We start from the raw sequence: 22,728 nt of genomic DNA, 5'->3' as shown, positions 1-22,728 counted from the left end.
CCGGCCGCCCACATGGCGGAACCCGCGCCGCAGGACGTCTGGGAGACGCTGTCTCAAGACGAGCGCGACGCCGCCTACAACAACGTCGCGGCGGTCGCGAACAGCGCGGCCTGGGCGGCCGAGCGCGACGAGCTCGCGGCGGACTGGCGTTCGCGCCATGGGGCGAAGCTCGACCTCGCCTATGGGCCGAAACCCCGCAACCGCATCGACCTCTACCCGTCCGCCGATCGCGACGCGCCCTGCCTCGTCTTCATCCACGGCGGCTACTGGCAGAAAAACTCGCGTGAGGTGTTCGCGCATTACGCCGAAGGCGCGGTCGCGGCCGGCTGGTCGGTCGCGATGCCGAGCCATACGCTGGCGCCGGACGCGAGCCTCACCGAGATCGTCGCGGAGCTGGGCGAGGCGCTGGACTGGCTCGCCCGCGAGGGCCGCCAGCACGGGCTGAACGGCCCGTTCGTGCTCGCCGGCTGGTCGGCGGGCGGGCACCTGACCACCATGCTGCTCGGTCATTCCTCGGTCAGGGCGGGGCTCGCGATCTCCGGCGTCTACGCGCTTGGGCCGATCCGCGACACCTTCCTGAACGCCGCGCTGAACCTGACCGACCGCGAGGTCGAGACGCTCTCGCCGCTGTCGCTGCCGGTCGTGAACAAGCCGCTGGCGATCGCCTACGGGACGGCCGAGGTTCCCGCGCTCGTCCGTGACGCCCAGGCGCTGCACGCGAAGCGTACGGCCGAGGGCGCGGCCGGTCCGCTGATCCCGATCGCGGGCGCGGACCATTTCTCGATCCTCGAAGAGCTCCGTTCGCCGGACGGCGCCCTGACCCAGGCCGCGCTCGCGATCCTCGCCGTGGCGAAAGCACGGTCGGAGGCCGCATGAGCGCCGCGCCCGGAGCCCGCGGAGAAGGCGTCGGCGCGAGGCTGCCGCGCAAGGAGGACGACCGCTTCATGCGCGGCCGCGGTCAGTACGTGGCCGACATCCGGATGGCCGGCATGCAGGACGTCGCCTTCGTGCGCAGCCCGCTCGCCCACGCCCGCATCCGCGGGATTCGGATTCCGGACGACATCCGCGCGCAGGTGTTCGTCGCCGACGATCTTGAAGGCGTGGCGCCGATCCGCGCGGTCTCGGGCCTGCCCGGCTTCAAGGTCTCCGAGCAGCCCGTGCTCGCCTTCGGCAAGGTCCGGCAGGTCGGCGAACTCGTCGCCATGTGCGTGGCGGCGACCCGCGCCGAGGCCGAGGACATCGCCGCCCGCGTCGAGCTCGATCTCGATGAGCTTCCGGCGCTCTACGACATGCGTCTCGCGCGCGAGCCAGGCGCGGCGCTGGTCCACGAGCACTGGGGCGACAACGTCTTCCTCGAGACCTTCGTGGACGTCGGCATCGAAAAGGCCTTCGACGCGCCGATCAAGGTCAGCCGCTCGATCTCCACCAGCCGGCAGTGCATGGCGCCGCTGGAGGGCAGGGGCGTCGTCGCCCATCTCGACCGCCGGCTGGACCAGCTGACGGTCCACACCGCCTGCCAGATGCCGCACATCGTGCGCTCCGGCCTCTCCGAATGCCTCGGGATCGAGGAGGGCCGCATCCGCGTGGCCGCGCCCGACGTGGGCGGCGGCTTCGGCTACAAGGGCATCCTGCTGCCCGAGGAGGTCTGCCTTGGCTGGCTGGCGCTGCGCTGCGGCCATCCCGTGCGCTGGATCGAGGACCGCCGCGAGCACCTGACGGCGGGGGCGAACTGCCGCGAGCACCATTACGAGATCACCGTCTACGCCGACCGCGACGGCGCGATCCGCGGCGTCGACTGCGAGGCGATCGTCGATAGCGGCGCCTACTCCGCCTATCCGTTCTCGGCCTGCCTCGAAGCCGCGCAGGTCGCGAGCATCCTGCCCGGCCCCTACGATTTCCCGGCCTATCGCTGCCGGACATGGTCGGTCGCGACCAACAAGGCTCCGATCCTTCCCTATCGCGGCGTGGCGCGCACCGGCGTCTGCTTCGCGTTGGAGCTCGCGCTCGACGCGGTCGCGGTCGAAGCCGGCCTGACGCCGGAGCAGGTGCGCCTGAGGAATCTCGTGCGGCCCGAGCAGATGCCGTTCGACAACATCACGAAAAAGCATTTCGACAGCGGGGATTACCCGCAGGCGCTGACCCGCGCCGTGAAGGCGATCGACGTCGACGCGGTGCGCGCGCGGCAGAAGGCGGGCGAGCCGGACGGGCGGCGCATCGGCTTCGGGCTGTCGATCTATTGCGAGCAGGCGGCGCACGGCACCTCGGTCTATTCCGGCTGGGGCATCCCGATGGTGCCGGGCCACGAGCAGGCCGGCGCGCGCGTGACGCCCGACGGCGGGCTGGAGCTCCGGATCGGCGCGCACAGCCACGGGCAGGGGCTGGAAACCACGCTCGCCCAGGTCGCGAACGAGATCCTCGGCCTGCCGGTCGCGAAGATCCGCGTCGTCCACGGCGACACCGCCATGACGCCGTACTCCACCGGCGCCTGGGGCTCGCGCATGATGGTGATGACCGGCGGCGCGGTCGCCGCCGCCGCGACCGAACTCGTGGGCCGCCTCACCGCGATCGGCGCCCATCTGCTGCAGGCCGATCCCGCGGACGTCCGGTTCGAGGCCGGCGCCGTCGTCGGCCCGAACGGCGACGCCACGGTCGCCGAGATCGCGCGCGTCTGGTACCGGCGCCCGCAGGACCTGCCGGCCGACGCGCATGGCGGCGGGCTTGAGGTGACGGCCGGCTACAAGCCCGTCCGCGACAGCGGCACCTTCTCCTACGCCGCTCACGCGGTCGTGGTCGCGGTCGACGCGGAGATCGGCGGCGTCGAGATCCTCGACTACGTCATCGTCGAGGATGGCGGCGTGCTGGTGAACCCGCTGGTCGTCGACGGCCAGATTCTTGGCGGGCTGGCGCAGGGCGTCGGCACCGCGCTGCTGGAGGAGATGCCGTTCGACGCGAGCGGGCAGCCGCTGGCGTCCACCTTCGCCGACTACCTGCTGCCGGGCGCGGCCGAGGTTCCAAGCCCGCGCATCGACCATATGGAGACGCCGTCGCCCTACACCCGCTTCGGCGTGAAGGGGATCGGCGAAGGCGGCGCCATCGCGCCTCCGGCGGCTCTCGCGAACGCCATCAACGACGCGCTGCGTCCGCTCGGCGTCGAGATGCTCGTTTCGCCCGTCACGCCGCGCCGCATCGTCGAGGCGGTTCTGTCCGCGCGCGAAAGCGTTTCCGAGGCGCGCGGCGCGCAGAGGAGCGCGGCATGAAGGCGGCGCGCTTCGATCTTGTTCGCCCACGCGACCTGTCCGAGGCGTTGGCGGCGCTCGGCGCGACCGCCGGCCTCGTGAAGGTTCTGGCCGGCGGCCAGTCGCTCGGGCCGATGCTGAACCTTCGGCTGGTCGAGCCCGACCTTCTGGTCGACATCGCGGGGATTCCGGAGCTGCGCCGCATCGACCGCGAGGCCGACGCCCTCGTGTTCGGCGCCTGCGTCACCCACGCCGATTTCGAGGACGGCCGCGCGCCGGACGTCGGGCGGGACATGCTGGCGCGGGTGGCGTCGGGCATCGCTTATCGCGCGGTGCGCAATCGGGGCACGATCGGCGGCAGCCTCGCCCATGCCGACCCCGCGGCCGACTGGGTCTCGACGCTTTCGGCGCTCGGGGCGGAGGTCGAGATCGCCTCGCGCTCGGGACGGCGACGTCTCACGATTGGAGCCTTTATCACCGGCGCGCTCGCGACGGCGCTTCAGCCGGGAGAGTTGCTCGTCGCCGTACGGATTCCGCTGGTCTCGGCGGCTGCCCGCTTCGGCTACGTCAAGCACGCCCGCAAGATCGGTGAATTCGCGCACGCGATCGGCGCGGCGCTGGTGGATCCCGAGCGCGGAACCGCCCGCGCCGTCGCCGGCGCGATCGACGCGCCGCCGCTGGTGATCGAGGACGCGCTCGCGCTGTTCGACCGATCGTCGGGCCTCGATCGCGAGGAGGCCGGCCGGCGGCTCGCCGCCGGGGGCGTCGAGGACGCCGTCGACCGGCACATCCATCTGGAGGCGCTGGGCCGCGCGCTGGCGCAGGCCTTCGACGCGACGCCTCCGGCCCTCAGGAGCGCAGCGTGAACGCCCCCGTCCGTCTCCGCCGCGCGGGCGCGACGCCGGTCGCGCTCACCGTCAACGGCCGCGCCGTCGCGGCCGAGGTCGAGCCGCGCACGCACCTTGCGGACTTCATGCGCGAGGACCTCAATCTCACCGGCACCCATCTCGGCTGCGAGCACGGCGTCTGCGGCGCCTGCACGGTGCTGGTCGACGGCGAGCCGGCGCGGTCCTGCCTGACCTTCGCCGCGACCTGCGAGGGCGCGGACGTGGTCACCATCGAGGGCTTCGACGACGACGCGCTGATGGCCGAGCTACGCGCCGCCTTCAACCGCGAGCACGCGTTGCAGTGCGGCTTCTGCACGCCGGGCATGCTGGTGACGGCGCGCGATCTCGCGCTCCGCCTGGCCGAGCCCGACGAGCGCCGCATCCGCGTCGCCCTCGCCGGAAACCTCTGCCGCTGCACCGGCTATCTCGGCATCGTCCGCGCGATCCAGCAGGTCATCGCGGACCGCCGCGCGCGCGGGATCGAGCCGGTCTCCGGCGAGGTGCGGGCGCTTGGGCCAGTCGGGGCGCGCTGCGCGACGGCGGCGCCCCGTGAGCCCGCCGCGCCGATCGAGCCCATCGCCGCTCCGTCGACCTCGGCCGTCGCGGTGTCCGACTTCGCGCCCGCTCACACGTTCGAGCAAAGCTTCGTCGTGGCCTTCCCGCCGGAACGGGTGTTCGCGCTGTTCGGCGACGTGCGCGCGGTGGCGGAGTGTCTGCCCGGCGCCTTCGTCGACGCCATGCCTTCGCCCGACCGCGCCGAAGGCGGCATCCGCGTCGCGCTCGGCCCGATCGCCGTCGCCTTCCGGGGCGCGGCGACGATCGCGCGCGACGAGGCGGAGCGCTCCGGCCGCATCCTCGGCGCCGGCGCGGACGGTCGTTCGGGCGCGCAGGGCGAAATCCGCTACCGCGTGGTCGACGGGCCGGACGGCGGTTCGGAGGTGCGGCTGACGGTCGGCTATGCCCTGAAGGGGCCGATCGCCCAGTTCGGCCGGCCCGGCCTCGTGCGCGACATCGCCGGCCGGCTCGTCGCCGATTTCGCCCGCAATCTGGAGGCGCGGCTCGCCGGCCGCGCGCCGGACGCCGGACCCGGTTCGCCCGGCCTCAATCCCCTACGCCTCGCGACCGGACTGCTGTTCGGCCGGATCGCGTCCTGGCTGGCGCGCCTCCGGGCGCGCCGATGAGCATGTTTCGAAAACACTTGGAGATGGCCATGCCGACGCACCGCATAGCATCGATCGCCGCCCTGGCACTCGGACTGATGGCGGCGCCCGCCGTCGCGGAGGAGACGGTCAAGATCGGCGTCAACCAGCCGCTGACCGGGCCGTTCGCGGCCTCCGGCGCCTATGTCGTCAACGGCGCCAAGATCGCCGCCGACGAGATCAACGCCAAGGGCGGCGTGCTGGGCAAGAAGATCCAGCTCGTGATCGAGGACAACAAGTCCAACCCGACCGAGGCGGCGGCGGTCGCCGAGAAGCTCATCACCTCCGACAAGACGCCGGTGATGATGGGCGCCTGGGGCTCCAGCCTCACCCTCGCGGTGATGCCGAAGCTCGAGGAGTACGAGATTCCGATGCTGGTCGAGACCTCGTCCTCGGGCAAGATCACGACGTCCGGAAACCCGTTCGTGTTCCGCATCTCGCCGCCCTCGGCGCTCGAGGCCGAGATGTTCGCGCCGATGGTCGAGAAGCTCGGGATCAAGAAGGTCGACTTCCTCGTCATCAACAACGACTGGGGCCGCGGCGCGGCGGCCGACTTCGGCAAGATGCTGAAGGGTAAGGGCGTCGAGGTCGGGCTGACCGAGACCATGGACGCCGCGGCGCAGGACATGAGCGCCCAGCTCGCCAAGATCAAAGGCACCGACGCCGACACGATCATGATCACCGCGGCGGTGGACCAGCTCACGCTGCTGTTCAAGCAGATGGCGGCCACGGGCGTGAAGAAGCGGGTCGTCACCACCGGCGGCTCGCAGAACCCGGACCAGATCGTGGCGCAGGCGGGCTCGGCGGCCGAGAAGACCATGCATCTCACGACCTTCCTGCCCTGGTCCCCGGACAAGACCCCGGATCCGAAGGCGACCGAATACTTCCTCGCCGAGTGGAAGAAGCGCGGCTATCCGTTTGCGGGAACGACCGAAAGCTTCCGCGGCTATGACGGCGTCCGCACCATCGCCGCGGCGATCGAGAAGGCCGGCTCGGTCGAGCCCAAGGCGATCCAGAAGGCGTTCTGGGACGTCGAGCTGACCGGCCTGAACGGCCCGATCAAGTTCGTGAAGTCCGGCCCCGAGGGCAAGGAGAGCGGACAGTCCAAGCCGGGCGTCTACCTGATCGAGATTTCCGACGGCCAGATCGCCGAAGTGAAGCTCTGATCCCAGCGGCCTGAAACCACACGGCCGTCACGCCCGCCTCCGCGGGCATCCACGACGTCCTCGCGGCGAACGCCCTACGCCCAAGTCGTGGATGCCCGGCTTTCGCCGGGCATGACGGCCGCGAACTTCACGAACGGAGCTCCCGTGGACCAGTTCCTGCAACACCTCGTCAACGCCATGGTGCTGGGCGGCGCTTACGCGCTGCTCGGGATCGGCCTCACGCTGATCTTCGGCATCATGAACGTGGTGAACTTCACCCACGGGGCGCTCTACACCTTCGGCGCCTACGCGATGTATCTCGCCTCGACCGCGCTTGGGATGAACTTCTTCCTGGCGCTTCCGTTCGCGATCGTCGCGGGCCTCGCGCTCGGCGCGCTGCTCGAGCTCACGCTGCTCCGGCCGCTCCGGGGCGCCGACATCGACACCACCATGCTGGTGATGATCGGCGCCGGCATCATCCTGCAGTCCGGCACGCTCTGGATCTTCGGCGGCGTCGCCAAGGCGATCCCGTCGCCGTTCCCGGACGCGCCGCTGCAGTTCGCCGGCGTGTCGATCTCGTGGCTGCGCCTGTTCGTGCTGCTGGCCGCCGCCGCCCTGATCGCGCTGGCCTACGCCATGATCAACGGCACGAGGCTCGGCCGCGCCATGCGCGCCACCTTCCAGGACGCCGACACCGCGGCGCTGATGGGCGTCAACGTGCGACTGATCTACACCGCGACCTTCGCGCTCGGATCGAGCTTCGCGGCCGCCGCCGGCGCGCTGCTCGGGCCGGTCTACGTCGTGTTCCCGCAGATGGGCGACCTCGCCGCGGTGAAGGCCTTCGCCATCGTCATCCTCGGCGGCCTCGGCTCGATCGCGGGCGCCACCATCGGCGGCTTCGTGCTGGCGCTGGCTGAGGAGTTCGGCGCCGGCTACGTCTCGTCCGGCTACCGCGACGCCATGGGCTTCCTGATCATCATCGCGGTGCTGCTGATGAAGCCCACCGGCCTGTTCGCCCGCGCGGAGCGCGTCGGATGACCCGTTACCTCCCGCCCGTCGTCCTCGTCGTCCTCGCCCTGCTGCCGCTCGGCCTGAAGGACCCGTATCTCCTCAACGCGCTGATCACCGGCGGCATCTTCACCATCGGCGCAATCAGCCTGAACCTGCTGCTCGGCTACACCGGCCAGCTCAGCCTCGGCCACATCGCCTTCTTCGGCATCGGCGCCTACGCCAGCGCGCTCACCGCGCTCGGCTTCGACGTCGGCCTGTTCGGCGACGTCCGGGTGATCCACGAGGGCTGGCATCCCTTCATCGGCTTCCTGGTCGCGATCGTGGTGTCCGGCTTCTTCGGCTATGTCGTCGGCCGGCTGTCGTTCCGGGTGCGCGGGGCCTACTTCGTCATCGTCACGATCTGCTTCGCCGAGGTGGTGCGGCTCGTCGCGCTGAACTGGATCGAGCTGACGCAGGGCCCGCTCGCGCTCACCTCGATCCCGCAGATGAAGCTCGGCTTTCCCGGCCTCGGCGAGCTGACGCTCCGCACCAAGGTCCAGAACTACTACCTGATGCTCGGCGTCGCGACGCTCGCCTATCTCGTGGTGGCGCGGCTCGTCCATTCGCGCTTCGGCCGCGCCATGCGGGGCCTGAAGGAGAACGAGCAGCTCGCCATGTCGGTCGGCGTCAACGCCACGAAGACGCTGACCGTCGCCGCCACCTTCTCCGCCGCGATCGCCGGCGCGGCCGGCAGCCTCTACGCGCACTACTTCCGCATCATCGATCCGGACGTGTTCCTGTTCGCCTACACCGTGACCATGGTCATCATGGTGGTCTCGGGCGGCAAGGGCGCGCTCGCGGGCCCCGTGATCGGCGGCCTGATCTTCGGGACGCTGCCGGTGGCGCTGCGGCCCTACATGGCGCCCGAGGCGCAGTGGATCGTCTACGGCGCGGTGCTCATCCTGATCCTGTTCCTGATGCCGCGGGGCATCGCGCCCTACGTCGACGACTGGTTCGCGGCCCGCAGGGCGCGCCGCGCGCACGGGGCGGCGCCGGCCGCCAAGCCCCAACTGGAGGGCCAGCGGTGAGCGACCAACCCATCCTCTCGGTCGAGCATGTCGGCGTGCGCTTCGGCGGGCTCGTCGCGATCTCCGACCTGCATTTCGACGTCCGTCCCGGCGAGATCCTCAGCCTCATCGGCCCGAACGGCGCCGGCAAGACCACCGCGTTCAACGTGGTCACCGGCTTTCTGAAGCCCACCACGGGCGAGGTGCGCTTCAAGGGCGCGAGCCTCGCCGGCCTCCCCCCGAACCGCATCAACCGGCTCGGTCTCGCCCGCACCTTCCAGCGCACCAGTGTGTTTCCCGACGACACCGTGCTCGACAACGTGCTGATCGGCCTGCACCGCGAGGACGGCGGCGCCAGCCTGCTCGACGCCATCTTCAATCTGCCGAAGGAGCGCGCCGGCGAGGCCGCGCGCCGCGCCAAAGCGCGCGAGCTGATCGAGTGGGTTGGCTTGAGCGCTCGCGCCGAGGAGCGCGCGGGCTCGCTGTCTTATGGCGAGCAGCGGCTCGTGGGCGTCGCGCTGGCGCTCGCCACCGACCCGTCGATGCTGCTGTTGGACGAGCCGGTCTCGGGCATGAACGCGTCCGAGACCAAGAACTTCGTGCGCCTGATCCGCTCGGTCAGGGACAAGGGCGTCACCATCCTGCTGGTCGAGCACGACATGCCGATGGTGATGGAGGTCTCGGACCGCATCGTGGTGCTGAACCACGGCAAGCTGATCGCGGACGGGACGCCGGCCGAGATCCGCGCCGATCCCGCGGTCATCGAGGCCTATCTCGGCAAGAGCGCCGCGACCCGCGAGGCCGAAAGGGAGGCCGCCCATGCTTGAGATCCGCGACCTCGAATGCGGCTACGGGCCGGTGGCGGCGCTGAAGGGGATCAGCCTCGACGTAGGCGAGGGCGAGCTCGTCGCGCTGATCGGCGCCAACGGCGCCGGCAAGTCCACCACGCTGCGGACGATTTCAGGGCTGGTGAAGCCGCGCGCGGGCACGATCCGCTTTCGCCGCGAGGACATCGCCGGGGCGGACCCCGCCCGCATCCTCAGCCTCGGGATCGCGCACTGCCCCGAGGGCCGGCGCGTGTTCCCCTACATGAGCGTCGCCGACAACCTCGCGATGGGCGCATATCTTCGGAAGGATCCGATCCAGGTCCGGGAGGACTACGACCGGGTCTATTCCGACTTTCCGCGCCTCGCCGAGCGTCGCCACCAGTCGGCGGGAACGCTGTCCGGCGGCGAGCAGCAGATGCTGGCGATCGGCCGGGCGCTGATGAGCCGTCCGAAGCTCGTGATGTTCGACGAGCCCTCGCTCGGCCTCGCGCCGACGATCGTCGAGCAGACGCTCCGCATCATCAAGGCGATCCGCGACGGCGGCGCGACCGTGCTTCTGGTCGAGCAGAACGCTTTCGCCGCGCTCGAGCTCTGCGACCACGCCTATCTCATCGAGACCGGCCGCGTGGTGAAGCGGGGCCTCGGGCCGGAGCTGATCGCCGACCCGCATGTGCGCGAGGCCTATCTCGGCGGCTGACGACGCGGCCGGCGCGGCGCGCCCTATAACACGGCGGTGGTCGTTGGAGCGCCGCCCATGGACGCCGTGTTTCGGTTCGGGATCGAGGAAGAGTATTTCCTGGCGGACGCGGAGACCGGCGCGACGCCCGACGCGGACGTCGCGGACGCGTTCCACCGCGCCCGCGGGGCCGAGGTGAAGCCGGCCTCGCACGAGTTCCTGAAGGGTCAGGTCGAGGTCCAGACCGAGCCGACCACGAGCTTCGAGGAGGCGCGCGACCAGCTTCTGGCCGCGCGGCTTGGGCTCGCCAAGGTGGCGGAGGAGCACGGCCTCCTGCTGCTCGCCGCCGGCAGCCATCCGCTCGCCCGCGCCCGCGACCAGGACACCACGGAGAAGGAGCGCTACCAGCGGCTGCTGGCGGAGCTCGGCGTCATCGCGCCGCGCGCCATGATCTGCGCCATGCACACCCATGTGGAGACGCCGGAGCCCGACGGCCGCGTGCGTCTCATGAACCGGCTGACGCCGTTTCTGCCGCTGATGCTCGCGCTGTCGTCGTCGTCGCCGTTCTGGCAGGGCCGCGACACCGGGCTGCACTCCTACCGCCTGACCGCCTTCGCGCAATGGCCGCGGACGGGCCTGCCGGAAATGTTCGCCGACGAAGACGAGTACCGGCGGTTCGTGGAGCTTATGGTCGCCGGCGGCGTCATCGACGACGCCAGCTTCCTGTGGTGGCACATTCGGCCGTCGGTCCGCTTCCCGACCGTCGAGCTCCGGGTCTGCGACTGCTGCACCCGCGTCGACGACGCGGTCGCGCTGGCGGCGCTCTACCAGGCGCTGACGCGCTGCCTCGTGCGGCGGCCGGAGATCAACGCGGAGGTCGGCGTCGTCGATCGCGGCGTCTGCGCGTCGAACCTCTGGCAGGTGCAGCAGCACGGATTGGAGGCCCGCCTGATCGACGCCCGCTCCGGCGAAACGCGCACGGTGGGGGAGCAGCTCGACGCCGTGCTGGCGCTGGTCGAGAGCGACGCCGCGGCGCTCGGGTCGACGGACTGGATCGCGCGCTGCCGCGCCATCGCCGCGGGCGGGACCAGCGCCGACCGCCAGCGCGCGCTGTTCCGCGCGGCCAAGGAGCGGACGACCTCCGACACGCACGCCTTGCGCGAGGTCATCCGGACGTTGGCGGCGGTGACCGTGGGGCGAGGGGAGTTCTAACGTCCGCTCCCGTCAGGCCGCCTCGGCGCGGACCGAGGCCAGTCCGAAGCGCTGGCGGTACTCGCGTGGGCCGAGCCCGGTCACCTTGACGAACACCTTTCGAAACGCGCCCGGATCTTCGTAGCCGACGTCCCAGGCGATCTGCTCGACCGGGCGGGCGGTGGTCTCCAGCATGTCCCGCGCCCTGCCGACGCGCAGATGCTGGCAATACTCCGTCGGCTTCATGCCGGTGGCCTTGTGGAACCGGCGCAGGAAGGTGCGCGGCTCCAGCCCGGCCTTCTCGGCCATGGCGGCGAGCGACGCGTCCCGCGCGCCGGTCGCCTGCAGCCAGTGCTGGGCCTTCAGCACCGCCTCGTCGCCGTGCCGGAGCCGCGGCGAGAACAGGCTGTAGTGGCGCTGCTCGCGGCCCGGCGGGTCGACAAGCAGGAACCGCGCGGTCTCCAGCATCACGCTCGGCCCGAGCAGCCGGTCAACGAGCTTCAAGCCGAGATCGGTCCAGGCCATCAGCCCGCCCGCCGTGATCAGGTCGCCGTCGTCGATGACGAGCTTGTCGATGTCCATGCGCGCGTCCGGAAACCGCGTCGCGAAATCCTCGGCGAAATGCCAGTGCGTGGTAGCGGGGCGGCCTTCGAGCAGGCCGGTTTCGCCGAGCAGGAAGGCGCCGGCGCAGACCGAGCAGAGCGTCGCGCCGCGGTCGTGGCGCTCGCGCAGCCAGATCGCGAGCGGCTTCGCCTCCTCGGCCGTGATCGGGGCGATCACGGCCGGCGGCATGACGACGACATCGGGCTCGCCGGCGAGCCCGGGATGGCTGTCGAGCGTCCGTTCGACGCCGCCGTCCTCGCGACCGGTCCAGTGGCTGATCCGCAGTTGGGCCGCCCGGGCGCCGTCGCGGTTTCGCGCCATCAGGTTCGCGACCGAGAACAGGTCGCTGAGCCCGTGCACGGCCCCGAGCTGAGCGCGGGGATAGATCAGCACGCCGATTTCGGCGATGGGGGCGGGGGACGCGGCGGCCATGCGTCAATTATGGCCTGGATTCGGCCGATGACGCCACTTCCAATCCGTTCTCCTCATCTGGAGCTTCCGCTGGGATCGGGCTCAGGGCTTCCGGTAGGCGGTCGCCCGCAGATCCAGCGTCGCGGTCGCCGGATCGGCTTTGAAGATCACGCCGGCTTCGCGGCTCGACTTCCGGGCGACGTAGTCGAGCGTCGTCTCGACCTCCTCGAGCGTGCGGTCGCCCTGGGTCAGCGTCGCGCGCACGACCACTTCGGCTGCGGTCGAGGGGCCGTGGTTCTCCGTGCGGAACCGCACCACATGGCCCGCCTCCGTCGCGGTCACGTCGACGACTTGCGCGACCAGGGCTGGCGCGCCGTCGCGGTAGACTGCGGCCTCGTAGGCCAGGACGCCCAAGACCGCGATGACGATCGTGGCGCCGAGAGCGCCGACCGCCCATTCGACGCGCGCGACTTCCGGCTTCTGCGGCCGGGACTCGGTATCCGCCATCAGCTCTGGCCTCCGACGATCAGCCGCGCGAAGGCCGCGCCGACCGCGGCCGGAAAGCCGAGCACCACGACGAGGCGCAGCGCCGAGCTCGCGCCGTAGTCGTCGAGCCGGCCGAAGACCCACAGCATCGCGGCGCAGGAGATCAGGGCGATGGCGTATCCCGGCAATGTGTAGCGCACGAACAGGCTCCAGAAGCCGTGCCCCTCCGGTCTCAGCCGCGACTGGCCGGCGAAGCGCACGACATAGACGATGGCGTGCATCGCGAGCACGGAGACGATCACCAGCGCGATGGCGTGGATGGGGGTCATCGACGCCGCGATCAGATCGATCTCCTCCGTCGGCGCGATGTTGAACGATAGGAAGACGGCGCCGGCGGCGTTGAACAGCAGGTCGCCGCCGTAGCCGGCCTTGCGGTTTGCGCGTTCGTCGGCCGCGTCGGTCTGGCCGAGCTGCCCTTGCGCGATGATCGCGCCGAAGCTCGCGGGCACGGTCTGGATCAGGATCGACCCGAGCGTTTCGTCGAACGACCGGTCCGGTCCGATGAGGCCAAGCAGCGTCAGGACGACGGCCGACGTGGTGAAGCCCACGGCGATCGCGATGAAGGCGTCGCGCAGGTCGTCCACCCAGGTGTCGGTCTCCTCGAAGCCGACGAAATGCGACAGGCCAACCAGCAGCGGCAGCGCGCCGAGCAGCATGACCGCAAGCCGCCACCGTTCCAGGCTGGCGCCCAGCGACCACATCTCCATCGTCATCAGTACGGGCAGCGCGAACACGATCGCTCCGCCGGCGGCGCGGCCGAGATTGGCGAGGAATTCCCGCTCGACCTCGCCGGGTCGCGTTGCGCTTCTGGTGTCCGCGGCCATGGTCCTCACCGGTGTGTCGGCGCAGATCGCGCTGTCGTGATCGATCGTCAAGGCGGTAAAGTCCCTCGCCGGTTCTAGAATCATCACAAGGTTCCGGGGCGGGCGCTTGGATTCGCAGGGGGATAAGACCATCGCAGCTCGCGGCCGTCATTGGCGCATTCTCGCGGTCGCAGCCGGAGCGCTCGTCCTCGGCGGTTGTTCGGGCGTCCAGTCGGCGCTCGACCCGGCGGGCTTCGAGGCGCGCGAGGTCGCGACCCTGTTCTGGGTCATGGCCATCGGCGCTGGCGTGGTCTGGGCGATCGTCATGGCGATCGCGGTCTACGCCACCCGCATCCGGCCCGACCCGCACGAGGAGAAGGTCGGACTGAGGCTCATCCTGTGGGGCGGCGTCGGGTTCCCGACCGTCGTGCTGGCCGGTCTGCTGGTCTACGGCCTTGGGATGATGTGGACGCTGCGCGAGCCGGGCGAGGGGCTGCGGATCGACATCTCGGGCGAGCAGTTCTGGTGGCGGGTGACCTATCGCCCGCAGGACGGCGCGGCCGTCGCTTCGGCGAACGAGGTCAGGCTGCCGGTCGGCGAGCGCGTCGAGTTCGCGCTGACCGCCCCGGACGTGATCCACGCCTTCTGGATCCCCTCGCTCGGCGGCAAGGTCGACATGATCCCGGGCCGCGAGAACCGGCTGGTGCTGCAGGCGGAGAAGCCCGGCGTCTATCGCGGGGTCTGCGCGGAGTTCTGCGGCGCGAGCCACGCGCTGATGGCCTTCGACGTCGTGGCGATGGAGAAGGACGCCTTCGAGGCGTGGCTGAAGGATCAGGCGCGCCCGGCCGCGCAGGCCTCCGAACAGGCGCGGGGCGCGGAGCTGTTTCTCAACAACGGCTGCGGCGCCTGCCATGCGGTCTCGGGGACCGAGGCGAAGGGCGTCGTCGGTCCCGACCTGACCCGCTTCGGCGAGCGCCCGACCGTGGGCGCCGGTCTCATGCCGAACACGCCGGACAACGTCGCGCGCTTCATCCGCGAGACCGACACGCTGAAGCCGCGGGCGAAGATGCCGGCCTATGGCGCGTTGAAGCCGGACGAACTGCAGGCGATCGCAGGCTATCTCGGGAGCCTGAAGTGAGCGGGGATCTGTCCGTGCGTAACGCCCCCTCACCCGGAGGGCTGCGCCCTCCGACCTCTCCCCGCTGGGGAGAGGTGACAAACGGCGCCGTTGCGCACCTCTCCCCAGCGGGGAGAGGTCGCCGCGCAGCGGCGGGTGAGGGGGCGCCCGGCCTCCACGTAAAGCCGCAGCGCAGGAACGATCCATGACCGACGCCGCGCTCGCCTCCCCACAGGACGATCCCGAACTCCGCAAGGCCCAGGAAGCGCGGCTCGAGAAGGTGTGGGAGACGCCGAAGGGCTTCCGCTACTGGTCGGCGGTCAACAATTCCGAGGTCGGAATCTGGTACACGGCGACGGCGCTCGCCTTCTTCCTGTTCGCGGGCGTTCTCGGGCTGCTGATCCGCGCGCAGCTCGCCGTGCCGGACAACGATTTCCTCTCCGCCACCTTCTACAATCAGGTCTTCACGCTGCACGGCACGGCGATGATGTTCCTGTTCGCGATCCCGATCTTCGAGGCGGTCGCGATTCTCATCCTTCCCGAGATGCTGGGCGCGCGCGACCTTCCGTTCCCTCGGCTGTCCGCCTTCGGCTACTGGAGCTTCCTGCTCGGCGGCGTGTTCGTCTGCGGCTCGATCTTCTTCAACGCCGCGCCGGACAGCGGCTGGTTCATGTATCCGCCGCTCTCGACCGACCACAAGCAGACCGGCATCGGCGCCGACGTCTGGCTGCTCGGGCTCTCCTTCATCGAGGTAGCCTCGATCGCGGCGGCCGTGGAGCTCATCGTCGGCACGCTGAAGTGCCGTCCGCCGGGCATGCGCATCAATCTGATGCCGCTTTATGCTTGGTACGTGCTGGTGGTGGCCGGCATGATCCTGTTCGCCTTCCCGCCGCTGATCGCCGGCGACATCCTGTTCGAGATGGAGCGGATGTTCGGCTGGCCGTTCTTCGATCCCTCCAAGGGCGGCGATCCGCTGCTGTGGCAGCATCTGTTCTGGATCTTCGGCCACCCGGAGGTCTACATCATCTTCCTGCCCGCCATCGCGCTGCTCGCGATGATCGTGCCGACCTTCGCCCAGAGGCCGATCCTCGGCTATTCCTGGATCGTGCTGGCCGCGATCGGCACCGGCTTCCTGTCGTTCGGCCTGTGGGTCCACCACATGTTCACGACCGGGTTGCCGTCGATCTCGCTCGCCTTCTTCTCGGCGGCGTCGGAGGCCGTCGCGATCCCGACCGGCGTGCAGATCTTCGTGTTCCTGGCGACGCTGCTCGCCGGACGAGTGATCTACTCCGTGCCGATGCTCTACGCGGTCGGCGCGCTCGCGATCTTCGTGTTCGGCGGGCTGACGGGAGTCATGGTCGCGCTGGCGCCGTTCGACTGGCAGGCGCACGACAGCCATTTCGTGGTGGCGCACCTGCACTACACGCTGATCGGCGGCATGTTCTTCCCGCTGATCGCGGGCATCTACTACTACTACCCCTTCGTGATGGACCGTCGGCTGTCGGACCGGCTCGGCAAGATCGGCTTCTGGCTGCTGTTCGTCGGCTTCAACGTCACGTTCCTGCCGATGCACATTACGGGCCTGCGCGGCATGCCGCGCCGCGTGTTCACCTACGCCGAAGGCCTCGGCTTCGAGACGCTGAACCTGGTCTCGACCGTCGGCGCCTTCGTGTTCGCCGCCGGCGTGCTGGTCGTCGCCTGGGACATCCTCCGGCCGAAGTCGAAGGAGCCCTACGCCCCGCGCAACGTCTGGAACGCCGGCACGCTGGAGTGGCTGTCGGAGAATCCGGGTCGCGATTGGGGCGTACGCACCGTGCCGATCATCTCGACGCGCTACCCCATCTGGCAGCAGCCGAACTTCGTGCGGGACTACGATGAGGGGCGGTTCTACCTGCCGGACGCCGAGGAGGGAAAACGCGAGACCCTGATCACCTCCGTGCTCGACGCGCGGCCGATCCAGTGCCTGCGCGTGCCGAGCAACACCTTCATCACCATGGGGGCGGCCTTCCTCACCGGCGGCGCCTTCATCGCGGCGACGTTCTACGCCTGGACGCTGACGATCGGCTTCTCGATCGCGGCGCTGATCGCGATCGTGATCTGGCTCTGGACCGGAACCGCGATCATCCCGGAGAAGAAGGAGAAGGACGTCGGCCTCGGCCTGAAGCTGCCGCTCTATGTCTCCGGGCCGGACTCGGTCGGTTGGTGGGCGATGTTCATCACCATGATCGGCGACATGTCGGCCTTCGCCAGCCTGATCTTCGGCTACTTCTTCTACTGGACGATCCACGCCAGCGCGTTCCCGCCGGCCGCGGGCGTCGGGCCGGGACAGTTCTGGCCGGCCGTCGCCATGGCGCTCGTCCTCGCCTCCTGGGGCGCGATGCTGCTCGCCCGCCGCGCCAACGCGGCCGACAGCCCAGGCGCCTTGCGCTTCTGGCTGGCGGGCTCCGTCGTGCTCGCGATCGGCGGCGGCGCGGCGCTGCTCTGGGGCCCGCACGCCACCGGCCTCGATCCGACCTCCCACGTCTATCCCGCGACCGTCTGGATCATCGCGATCTGGACCGCGGTCCACCTCGGCGTCGGGGTGATCATGACGCTCTACTGCCTCGCGCGTTCGGTCGGCCGCAAGCTCACCGCCGAGCACGACATCGACATCCACAACGTCGTGCTGTTCTGGCATTTCGCGCTCATCACCATGGCCGTCACCGTCGCGGTGCTGGCGCTGTTTCCGCTGGCCGTCCGATGATCGCCTCGACCCGCGCCAACCTGATCACGCTGATCACCGCGCCGACCGTCTGGGCGGTTCATTTCCTCGTCTGCTACGTCGCGGCTTCGGTCGAATGCGCCAAGGCCATGGCGGATGCGCGCGTGTTCACGGGCGGCGGCTGGCCGGACATAACCACCGCCCGGATCGTCATCGCGGTCGCGACCGTCGCGGCGCTCGCGGCGATCGCGTGGTCGAGCCGACAGGCCTGGAGGCATTGGGGCGACGGCGACGCCGAGCCGCCCTATGACGACGCGACCTTCGACGACCGCCAGCAGTTCCTCGGCTTCGCGACCGTCCTGCTGTGCGGTCTGTCCTTCATCGGCGTGATCTTCGTGGCGCTGCCCGCCGTGTTCATCGGAGACTGCCGATGAGGGGCGCGCTGACGGTCGCCGGCGGCGCGGCGCTGGCCTTCGCATGGTCGCCGTTGCCGGAGGCCGCCTTCGGCCATGGCTTCGCGGCGCATATGACCAGCCACATGACGGTCGTCGCCGTCGCCGCGCCGCTGCTGGCGCTCGGGCTCGTTGGTACGCGCTCGGACCCCTCCGTCGCGCGGCCGGCCCTGTTCGCGGCGGTTCCGGTCTCGCTCGTCGAGCTCGTGGTGGTGTGGGGCTGGCACGCGCCGGCGGCCCATGACCTCGCGCGTTCGCACGGCCTGCTTTATGTCGCCGAGCAGGGGTCGTTTCTGCTGGCCGGACTCTGGCTCTGGATCGCATGCCTGGGCCACGGCGGCTCCCGGCCCGCCGCGGCGCAAGGGACAATCGGCATGCTGTTGACCTCGATCCACATGACGCTGCTCGGCGTGCTGCTGTCGACCACCACCGTCCCGCTCTACGCCGCCCACCACGGCGGCGCGGCGGAGGCGCTGCACCAGCAGCATCTCGGCGGAATCGTGATGCTGCTGGTCGGCGGCGGGGTCTATCTCGCCGGCGGGCTCGCGCTCGCGGCCCGGCTGCTACGCGAGGACCGGGCCGCCGAACCGGGAGCGGGCCGATGAAGTGGCGCATCAACGTCCTCGTCACGCCCCTGCGCGCCGCGCTCGCGGCGTGCGCGGTCGCGGTCGGCGCGCTCGCCTTCGCATGGTCCGGCCTGTTCAACGTTGCGGCGACCACGCCGCACTGGGCGATCACGGACTGGTTCCTGCACTACGTCATGATCAACTCGGTCAAGACGCGCACCATCGCCGTGGAGACCCCGGACAATCTCGATTCGCCCGCGTTGATCGCCCGCGGCGCCGGGCATTACGCGAGCGGCTGCGCGAGCTGCCACGGCGCGCCGGGGCGGCCGCGCTCGCCGATCATCCACGAAATGTCGCCGGTCGCGCCCGATCTCGAGAAGAAGGTCCCGACCTGGGAGCCCAAGCATCTGTTCTGGATCGTGAAGCACGGCGTGAAGTTCAGCGGCATGCCGGCCTGGGTCTCGAGCGAGGAGCGCGAGGACGAAGCCTGGGCGGTGGTCGCCTTCTTGCGCAAGCTTCCGGGCATGTCCGACCAGGATTACGCCCGGCTCGCCATGGGCGAGGAGAATGACGGGGCGGTCGGCGGACTGGTCGCGATCGCCCACGGCCCTCAGGGGCCGGCGCCGCGGCCTGACGTGCTCGCGGACTGCGCGCGCTGCCACGGCCGCGACGGCATGGGGCGCGACGGCGACGCCTTCCCCATCATCGCCGGCCAGAGCGAAGACTATCTGTACGACGCCCTGTCGGCTTACGCGCAAGGGACGCGCCACAGCGGGATCATGCAGACCGCCGCCGCGCGCATCCCTTACGCCGAGATCGCGGCGCTCGCCGAGCATTACGCCGCGCAGACGCCGGGACGGCCGGAGGGAGCTGGATCGCCCGACCCCGCGCTCGTCGCGCGCGGCGAAAAAATCGCGCGCGAGGGCGTGCGGGACACCGGCACGCCGGCTTGCTCCTCCTGCCACGGGCCTTCGGCCTCGGCCCGCAACCCGGCCTATCCCAGGCTCGCCGGACAGCATGCGAGCTATCTGGAATCGCAGCTTCTGCTCTGGGAGAAGGAGGACGACTCCCGCGGCGGCGGACCGTTCCGCGAGATCATGCGCAAGATCGCCTTCGGGATGACCAAGGCCGACATCAAGGCGGTCGCGGCCTATTACGCGTCGCAGCCGCCGGAGGCGCCGTCACGCTGAGTTACGCTCGGGAAGCCGCCGGCCGTGACACGCCGGCGATACGCGCTCGGGGAGCGATCCGAAGCGTCTGCTAGGTTTCGAGCGGCGCGACGTCCTCGGGGTCGTTGAGCCTCGCGGCGAGGATCTCGGCTTCCTCCCGCTGCAGCTTCATCGACAGCCCGTCGACATCGACGAGAGCGCCGTTGGCGTCGACAACGCCCCAGCACCGGTCGCCAAAATCGTGAAGCTTCCGGATGCGGTACGGCTTTTGAGGTTGTCGCATAGGTCGTCGCTCCTGTGGGCGGAGGGCGCTTGCTCTCCGATTTTGACGATCGCGACGTCGAGCGAGCCTTTGATCTGGACGCGGCGACAGCCGGCCGCGCGCGACGAGCCCTGCACGACGCTCAGCGGCGTCGTCGGTTTATGGTTGTCGTACGCTAACGCGAAGGTCCGCTGGGCGTTCCGAGGCGGAGCCCCGATCGCCCGCGCCTGCGCTCCGGCTCGGCGAGCGAGGATAACCAACATAGTAGAGGCGCCCGAGCTTCATTCTTTTGGCGAGATGCCGGGCCTCGACCGTCCAGAAGGCGTGTTTGTCGGGCGCCACGAGATAGCGAAGGCCGTGCGGCTCCCGGACGATCTGCACGCCGGCGCCGCTCGTGCGCCACTCGACGACAAGGTAGCTTTCGCCCTCAGGCGGACTTTCGCCATCCAGCAGGGTAACGGTCGCGATCATGGAGCCCGAAGCGGCAGGAGGAGACCGCTGCTAGCGCGTCGCCGCCTGCTTCGCCAGGGAACTACTTCCCGATAGGCGGCATGTTTTTGCGGAGCGCGTGGGCGGTGTCCGCCGGCGTCGCGTCAGCCTTCGCCGCCCGCTCACGATCGGCTTTCGTCGTTCGACGTTCCGCCCGAAGGCTACGCCGTCTTATCTGGGCGTCGGCGATCTTTGGCCATCTTTTGGCTTGCATGACGTGAGGCTTCCCCCGATCCTGCGCCCAAACGTACGGGGGAAACGTATGAACAGACTTTTCGCGGCGCTCGCGATCGTGAGCCTTACGGGCCCTGTCTATGGGCAGACGAAATCGGAGCCCCCGGGCGTCAACCCTCCCTCCGCGTCGGGCGGAGCGCGAGCGGCCACCACGCCGTCTTCGACCGATCGCGGCATGGCGCTGATGAGCGCCCGCGTGGCGATCTCAGGGGAGTCGCTCGGGGGAGCCGGCGTCGTTTCGTCTACGAGAGCCGCGGTCGGCATCTACTACGTCACGTTCGGGCGCGATGTGACAGGTTGCGCGAGCGTCGCGACCTCCACGAATGCATTCGACATCAATTACACCATCACCACATATCAGAATACGCTGACGGTTTACTCGTACAGGAGCGGCAATCAGGCGTTGCAGGATTCGGACTTCAGCTTGATTACGTATTGCGATCGCTGAAGCTGCTTTGCGGGCCGGGCGTGAATTCACGGCGCGCGGTTCGCGGAAGGCGGGGCCTGGTTCCCAGATGGCGTCGTCAGTCCCGTATGCGGCGCAGACCGGCCGACGGTTGCTTCAGCGCTCCAGCCATCGTGCGCTCGAACCCTGCGGCGAGGCCGGCGACCACGCCGTCTCGTCCCGCGAGACCGACGAAGCTCACCGACGACGGCAATCCGTCCGCGCGCGGCGCCCCCGGCGTCGCGACGGCGCAGAGATCCATGGGGTTCACGAAATAGGTGTAGGTCCCCATGATCGTGTTGCGGGCGATCGGTTCGGCCAGCATCTCGTCGATCGTGAAGATCGTCGGCACGGTCGGGACCACCAGCGCGGCGACGTCGGCGAGCGCGATCTCCGCGACCCGCTTGAGCTCCCGCATGCGGTAGAGCGCCTCGAAGGCGTCGCGCGCCGAATAGGAGAGCCCGGGCTCGATCGCCGCGCGCACCGCCGGGTGCACGCCCTCCGGCCGCTCGGCGACGACCGCGCCATAGTCCACCAGACGCTCCGCCACCATGGCGGACTGGAACACGAGACGCCCGGCCTCCTCGAACGGCGCGAAGTCGATCTCGACCAGCTCGTGCCCGAGGCCGCGCAGCGCCGCGAGGTTCGCGGCGAAGGCGGCTTTGGACGCGGCGTCGCCGAAGAACCGGAGCTGGTCGGCCCGCGGAACCGCGAGTCGGGCGGAAGCCGGGGGCAGGGGCTTAAGGTCGATCGCGCCGGCGTCGGTCCGGCTCCAGGGGTCGAGCGGATCGAAGCCGGCGATCAGGCGCAGGATCTCGGCGCCGTCCGCGACGCTGCGCGCGAACACCGGCACGCAGTCAAAGAAGCGGCTGTTGAACACGAGGCCGCGCATGCTGACGAGACCGATCGTCGGCTTCACCCCGACGACGCCGTTGCAGGCGGCGGGCACGCGGCCCGAGCCGCCGGTGTCGCTCCCGAGCGCGAACGAGACGATGTCGCGCGCCACCGCGACCGCCGAGCCCGAGCTCGATCCGCCGGGGATGTAGACCGGGTCGACGGCGTTGCGGCACAGCGGATCGGGCGAACGGGTGCCGTTCAGCCCGGTCGCGAACTGGTCCATGGTGTTTTTGCCGATCAGCACCGCGCCAGCCTGTTCGAGCGCGGTCACCGTCGGCGCGCTCTCCTGCGGATCGATCGCGAACACCGGACAGTTCGACGTGGTGACCATCCCGGCCACATGGATGTTGTCCTTGACCGAGAAGGTCAGGCCGAGCAGCGGCAGGTCGCGTCCGGCGCGCGCCTCCGCCGCCAGCCGGAGGGCGTTTTCGAGCGCGGTCTCCGGCGGCGTCAGCGCGGTGAAGATGCCGGCGTCGGCGACGGCCGAGGCGCGGCGGCAGCTCTCCGCGACCAGCGCGACGGGATCGGCTCCTTCAGCCAGCCTCGCCCGGACGGACGCGAAGTCGAACGCGACAGAACCGATGTCCAAACTTTTGCTCCCAACGCGCATGACCGGCGGCGCATGGGCCGCGCGCCGGCGCCCGATCGGGGCCGGCGGTCTTAAGCCATTGTCCCGCAGGGAGCCTGCCGGCGAAGCAACTAATTGCGGGGCTTTGCCGCGTTGGGCGAGGCGAGGGGAGACGGATTTAGACCTCCGTCGGCGCTGTTCCTGCTGGCGTGGTCAAAGCAAAACGGCCGCCTGTTTGGGCGGCCGT

General features: G+C 70.1%; 21 protein-coding genes. 16 read left to right on the top strand and 5 right to left on the bottom strand.

Going from position 1 to position 22,728, the window contains the following annotated elements; translation table 11 throughout:
* Window positions 1-12 precede the first annotated feature (12 nt).
* From PKE78_RS06725 to PKE78_RS06680, 10 genes are all read left to right on the top strand, one after another.
* Window positions 13-876 (top strand): alpha/beta hydrolase, encoded by an 864-nt coding sequence (locus PKE78_RS06725; protein ID WP_271200943.1) that lies wholly within the window; start codon window positions 13-15, stop codon window positions 874-876.
* On the top strand, window positions 873-3,257 hold the full coding sequence (locus PKE78_RS06720) for a xanthine dehydrogenase family protein molybdopterin-binding subunit (RefSeq protein ID WP_271200110.1): 2,385 nt from the start codon (window positions 873-875) through the stop codon (window positions 3,255-3,257). The genes PKE78_RS06725 and PKE78_RS06720 overlap by 4 nt, the downstream gene beginning before the upstream one ends.
* Window positions 3,254-4,102 (top strand): FAD binding domain-containing protein, encoded by an 849-nt coding sequence (locus PKE78_RS06715; protein WP_271200109.1) that lies wholly within the window; start codon window positions 3,254-3,256, stop codon window positions 4,100-4,102. The genes PKE78_RS06720 and PKE78_RS06715 overlap by 4 nt, the downstream gene beginning before the upstream one ends.
* Window positions 4,099-5,304, top strand: a complete 1,206-nt coding sequence (locus tag PKE78_RS06710; protein WP_271200108.1) for a xanthine dehydrogenase family Fe-S subunit — start codon at window positions 4,099-4,101, stop codon at window positions 5,302-5,304. Before PKE78_RS06715 ends, PKE78_RS06710 begins: the two co-directional genes overlap by 4 nt.
* Window positions 5,305-5,381: 77 nt before the next feature.
* The gene (locus PKE78_RS06705; RefSeq protein WP_271200942.1) at window positions 5,382-6,488 is read left to right on the top strand and encodes an ABC transporter substrate-binding protein; all 1,107 of its coding nucleotides are present in this window, start codon (window positions 5,382-5,384) and stop codon (window positions 6,486-6,488) included.
* Between the two features lie 144 nt (window positions 6,489-6,632).
* Window positions 6,633-7,505, top strand: a complete 873-nt coding sequence (locus tag PKE78_RS06700; protein ID WP_271200107.1) for a branched-chain amino acid ABC transporter permease — start codon at window positions 6,633-6,635, stop codon at window positions 7,503-7,505.
* Entirely contained in the window at window positions 7,502-8,545 is a 1,044-nt protein-coding gene (locus PKE78_RS06695) for a branched-chain amino acid ABC transporter permease (protein WP_271200106.1), read from the top strand. The genes PKE78_RS06700 and PKE78_RS06695 overlap by 4 nt, the downstream gene beginning before the upstream one ends.
* Complete coding sequence (locus PKE78_RS06690) at window positions 8,542-9,351, top strand: ABC transporter ATP-binding protein (protein ID WP_271200105.1); 810 nt, start codon at window positions 8,542-8,544, stop codon at window positions 9,349-9,351. The genes PKE78_RS06695 and PKE78_RS06690 overlap by 4 nt, the downstream gene beginning before the upstream one ends.
* Window positions 9,344-10,048, top strand: a complete 705-nt coding sequence (locus PKE78_RS06685) for an ABC transporter ATP-binding protein (RefSeq protein ID WP_271200104.1) — start codon at window positions 9,344-9,346, stop codon at window positions 10,046-10,048. The genes PKE78_RS06690 and PKE78_RS06685 overlap by 8 nt, the downstream gene beginning before the upstream one ends.
* Before the next feature lie 57 nt (window positions 10,049-10,105).
* Window positions 10,106-11,239: a carboxylate-amine ligase gene (locus PKE78_RS06680; RefSeq protein WP_271200103.1), complete on the top strand. Its 1,134-nt coding sequence runs from the start codon at window positions 10,106-10,108 to the stop codon at window positions 11,237-11,239.
* A 12-nt stretch (window positions 11,240-11,251) separates the two neighbouring features.
* Here PKE78_RS06680 and PKE78_RS06675 read toward each other — a convergent pair whose 3' ends face one another.
* The 3 genes from PKE78_RS06675 to PKE78_RS06665 form a co-directional block, all read right to left on the bottom strand.
* The gene (locus PKE78_RS06675) at window positions 11,252-12,253 is read right to left on the bottom strand and encodes a GlxA family transcriptional regulator (RefSeq protein WP_271200102.1); all 1,002 of its coding nucleotides are present in this window, start codon (window positions 12,251-12,253) and stop codon (window positions 11,252-11,254) included.
* An 81-nt stretch (window positions 12,254-12,334) separates the two neighbouring features.
* Window positions 12,335-12,739: a TIGR02588 family protein gene (locus PKE78_RS06670; RefSeq protein WP_271200101.1), complete on the bottom strand. Its 405-nt coding sequence runs from the start codon at window positions 12,737-12,739 to the stop codon at window positions 12,335-12,337.
* The gene (locus PKE78_RS06665) at window positions 12,739-13,653 is read right to left on the bottom strand and encodes a TIGR02587 family membrane protein (protein ID WP_271200100.1); all 915 of its coding nucleotides are present in this window, start codon (window positions 13,651-13,653) and stop codon (window positions 12,739-12,741) included. The genes PKE78_RS06670 and PKE78_RS06665 overlap by 1 nt, the downstream gene beginning before the upstream one ends.
* 55 nt (window positions 13,654-13,708) lie before the next feature.
* On the opposite strand from PKE78_RS06665, the gene coxB reads away from it, so the two are divergent.
* From coxB to PKE78_RS06640, 5 genes are all read left to right on the top strand, one after another.
* Window positions 13,709-14,719 carry a cytochrome c oxidase subunit II gene (gene coxB / locus PKE78_RS06660; protein WP_271200099.1) on the top strand — a complete coding sequence of 337 codons (1,011 nt, stop codon included), beginning with the start codon at window positions 13,709-13,711 and terminating at the stop codon, window positions 14,717-14,719.
* 184 nt (window positions 14,720-14,903) lie between these two features.
* On the top strand, window positions 14,904-17,441 hold the full coding sequence (ctaD, locus tag PKE78_RS06655; protein ID WP_271200098.1) for a cytochrome c oxidase subunit I: 2,538 nt from the start codon (window positions 14,904-14,906) through the stop codon (window positions 17,439-17,441).
* Entirely contained in the window at window positions 17,438-17,833 is a 396-nt protein-coding gene (locus PKE78_RS06650) for a hypothetical protein (RefSeq protein ID WP_271200097.1), read from the top strand. The genes ctaD and PKE78_RS06650 overlap by 4 nt, the downstream gene beginning before the upstream one ends.
* Window positions 17,830-18,456 carry a cytochrome c oxidase assembly protein gene (locus PKE78_RS06645; RefSeq protein WP_271200096.1) on the top strand — a complete coding sequence of 209 codons (627 nt, stop codon included), beginning with the start codon at window positions 17,830-17,832 and terminating at the stop codon, window positions 18,454-18,456. The genes PKE78_RS06650 and PKE78_RS06645 overlap by 4 nt, the downstream gene beginning before the upstream one ends.
* Window positions 18,453-19,607, top strand: a complete 1,155-nt coding sequence (locus PKE78_RS06640) for a c-type cytochrome (RefSeq protein ID WP_271200095.1) — start codon at window positions 18,453-18,455, stop codon at window positions 19,605-19,607. The genes PKE78_RS06645 and PKE78_RS06640 overlap by 4 nt, the downstream gene beginning before the upstream one ends.
* Window positions 19,608-19,677: 70 nt before the next feature.
* On the opposite strand, the gene PKE78_RS06635 is transcribed toward PKE78_RS06640, so the two are convergent.
* Window positions 19,678-19,869: a hypothetical protein gene (locus PKE78_RS06635; protein WP_271200094.1), complete on the bottom strand. Its 192-nt coding sequence runs from the start codon at window positions 19,867-19,869 to the stop codon at window positions 19,678-19,680.
* A gap of 877 nt (window positions 19,870-20,746) precedes the next feature.
* On the opposite strand from PKE78_RS06635, the gene PKE78_RS06630 reads away from it, so the two are divergent.
* The gene (locus PKE78_RS06630) at window positions 20,747-21,019 is read left to right on the top strand and encodes a hypothetical protein (RefSeq protein ID WP_271200093.1); all 273 of its coding nucleotides are present in this window, start codon (window positions 20,747-20,749) and stop codon (window positions 21,017-21,019) included.
* A gap of 76 nt (window positions 21,020-21,095) precedes the next feature.
* On the opposite strand, the gene PKE78_RS06625 is transcribed toward PKE78_RS06630, so the two are convergent.
* The gene (locus PKE78_RS06625) at window positions 21,096-22,502 is read right to left on the bottom strand and encodes an allophanate hydrolase (RefSeq protein WP_271200092.1); all 1,407 of its coding nucleotides are present in this window, start codon (window positions 22,500-22,502) and stop codon (window positions 21,096-21,098) included.
* Window positions 22,503-22,728 lie beyond the last annotated feature (226 nt).

It is taken from the genome of Methylopila turkensis (assembly GCF_027922325.1).
Lineage (GTDB): Bacteria > Pseudomonadota > Alphaproteobacteria > Rhizobiales > Methylopilaceae > Methylopila > Methylopila turkensis.
The sequence above is the reverse complement of the archived record's forward strand: the minus strand, read 5'-3'. Positions and strand labels throughout refer to the sequence as shown.

Excerpts from the sequence above, each read along its gene's own strand:
- PKE78_RS06725 (WP_271200943.1), top strand. The coding sequence starts at position 13 with ATGGCGGAACCCGCGCCGCAGGACGTCTGGGAGACGCTGTCTCAAGAC.
- PKE78_RS06720 (WP_271200110.1), top strand. The coding sequence starts at position 873 with ATGAGCGCCGCGCCCGGAGCCCGCGGAGAAGGCGTCGGCGCGAGGCTG.
- PKE78_RS06715 (WP_271200109.1), top strand. The coding sequence starts at position 3,254 with ATGAAGGCGGCGCGCTTCGATCTTGTTCGCCCACGCGACCTGTCCGAG.
- PKE78_RS06705 (WP_271200942.1), top strand. The coding sequence starts at position 5,382 with ATGGCGGCGCCCGCCGTCGCGGAGGAGACGGTCAAGATCGGCGTCAAC.
- PKE78_RS06695 (WP_271200106.1), top strand. The coding sequence starts at position 7,502 with ATGACCCGTTACCTCCCGCCCGTCGTCCTCGTCGTCCTCGCCCTGCTG.
- PKE78_RS06685 (WP_271200104.1), top strand. The coding sequence starts at position 9,344 with ATGCTTGAGATCCGCGACCTCGAATGCGGCTACGGGCCGGTGGCGGCG.
- PKE78_RS06680 (WP_271200103.1), top strand. The coding sequence starts at position 10,106 with ATGGACGCCGTGTTTCGGTTCGGGATCGAGGAAGAGTATTTCCTGGCG.
- PKE78_RS06675 (WP_271200102.1), bottom strand. The coding sequence starts at position 12,253 with ATGGCCGCCGCGTCCCCCGCCCCCATCGCCGAAATCGGCGTGCTGATC.
- PKE78_RS06670 (WP_271200101.1), bottom strand. The coding sequence starts at position 12,739 with ATGGCGGATACCGAGTCCCGGCCGCAGAAGCCGGAAGTCGCGCGCGTC.
- ctaD (WP_271200098.1), top strand. The coding sequence starts at position 14,904 with ATGACCGACGCCGCGCTCGCCTCCCCACAGGACGATCCCGAACTCCGC.
- PKE78_RS06650 (WP_271200097.1), top strand. The coding sequence starts at position 17,438 with ATGATCGCCTCGACCCGCGCCAACCTGATCACGCTGATCACCGCGCCG.
- PKE78_RS06645 (WP_271200096.1), top strand. The coding sequence starts at position 17,830 with ATGAGGGGCGCGCTGACGGTCGCCGGCGGCGCGGCGCTGGCCTTCGCA.
- PKE78_RS06640 (WP_271200095.1), top strand. The coding sequence starts at position 18,453 with ATGAAGTGGCGCATCAACGTCCTCGTCACGCCCCTGCGCGCCGCGCTC.
- PKE78_RS06635 (WP_271200094.1), bottom strand. The coding sequence starts at position 19,869 with ATGCGACAACCTCAAAAGCCGTACCGCATCCGGAAGCTTCACGATTTT.
- PKE78_RS06630 (WP_271200093.1), top strand. The coding sequence starts at position 20,747 with ATGGCGCTGATGAGCGCCCGCGTGGCGATCTCAGGGGAGTCGCTCGGG.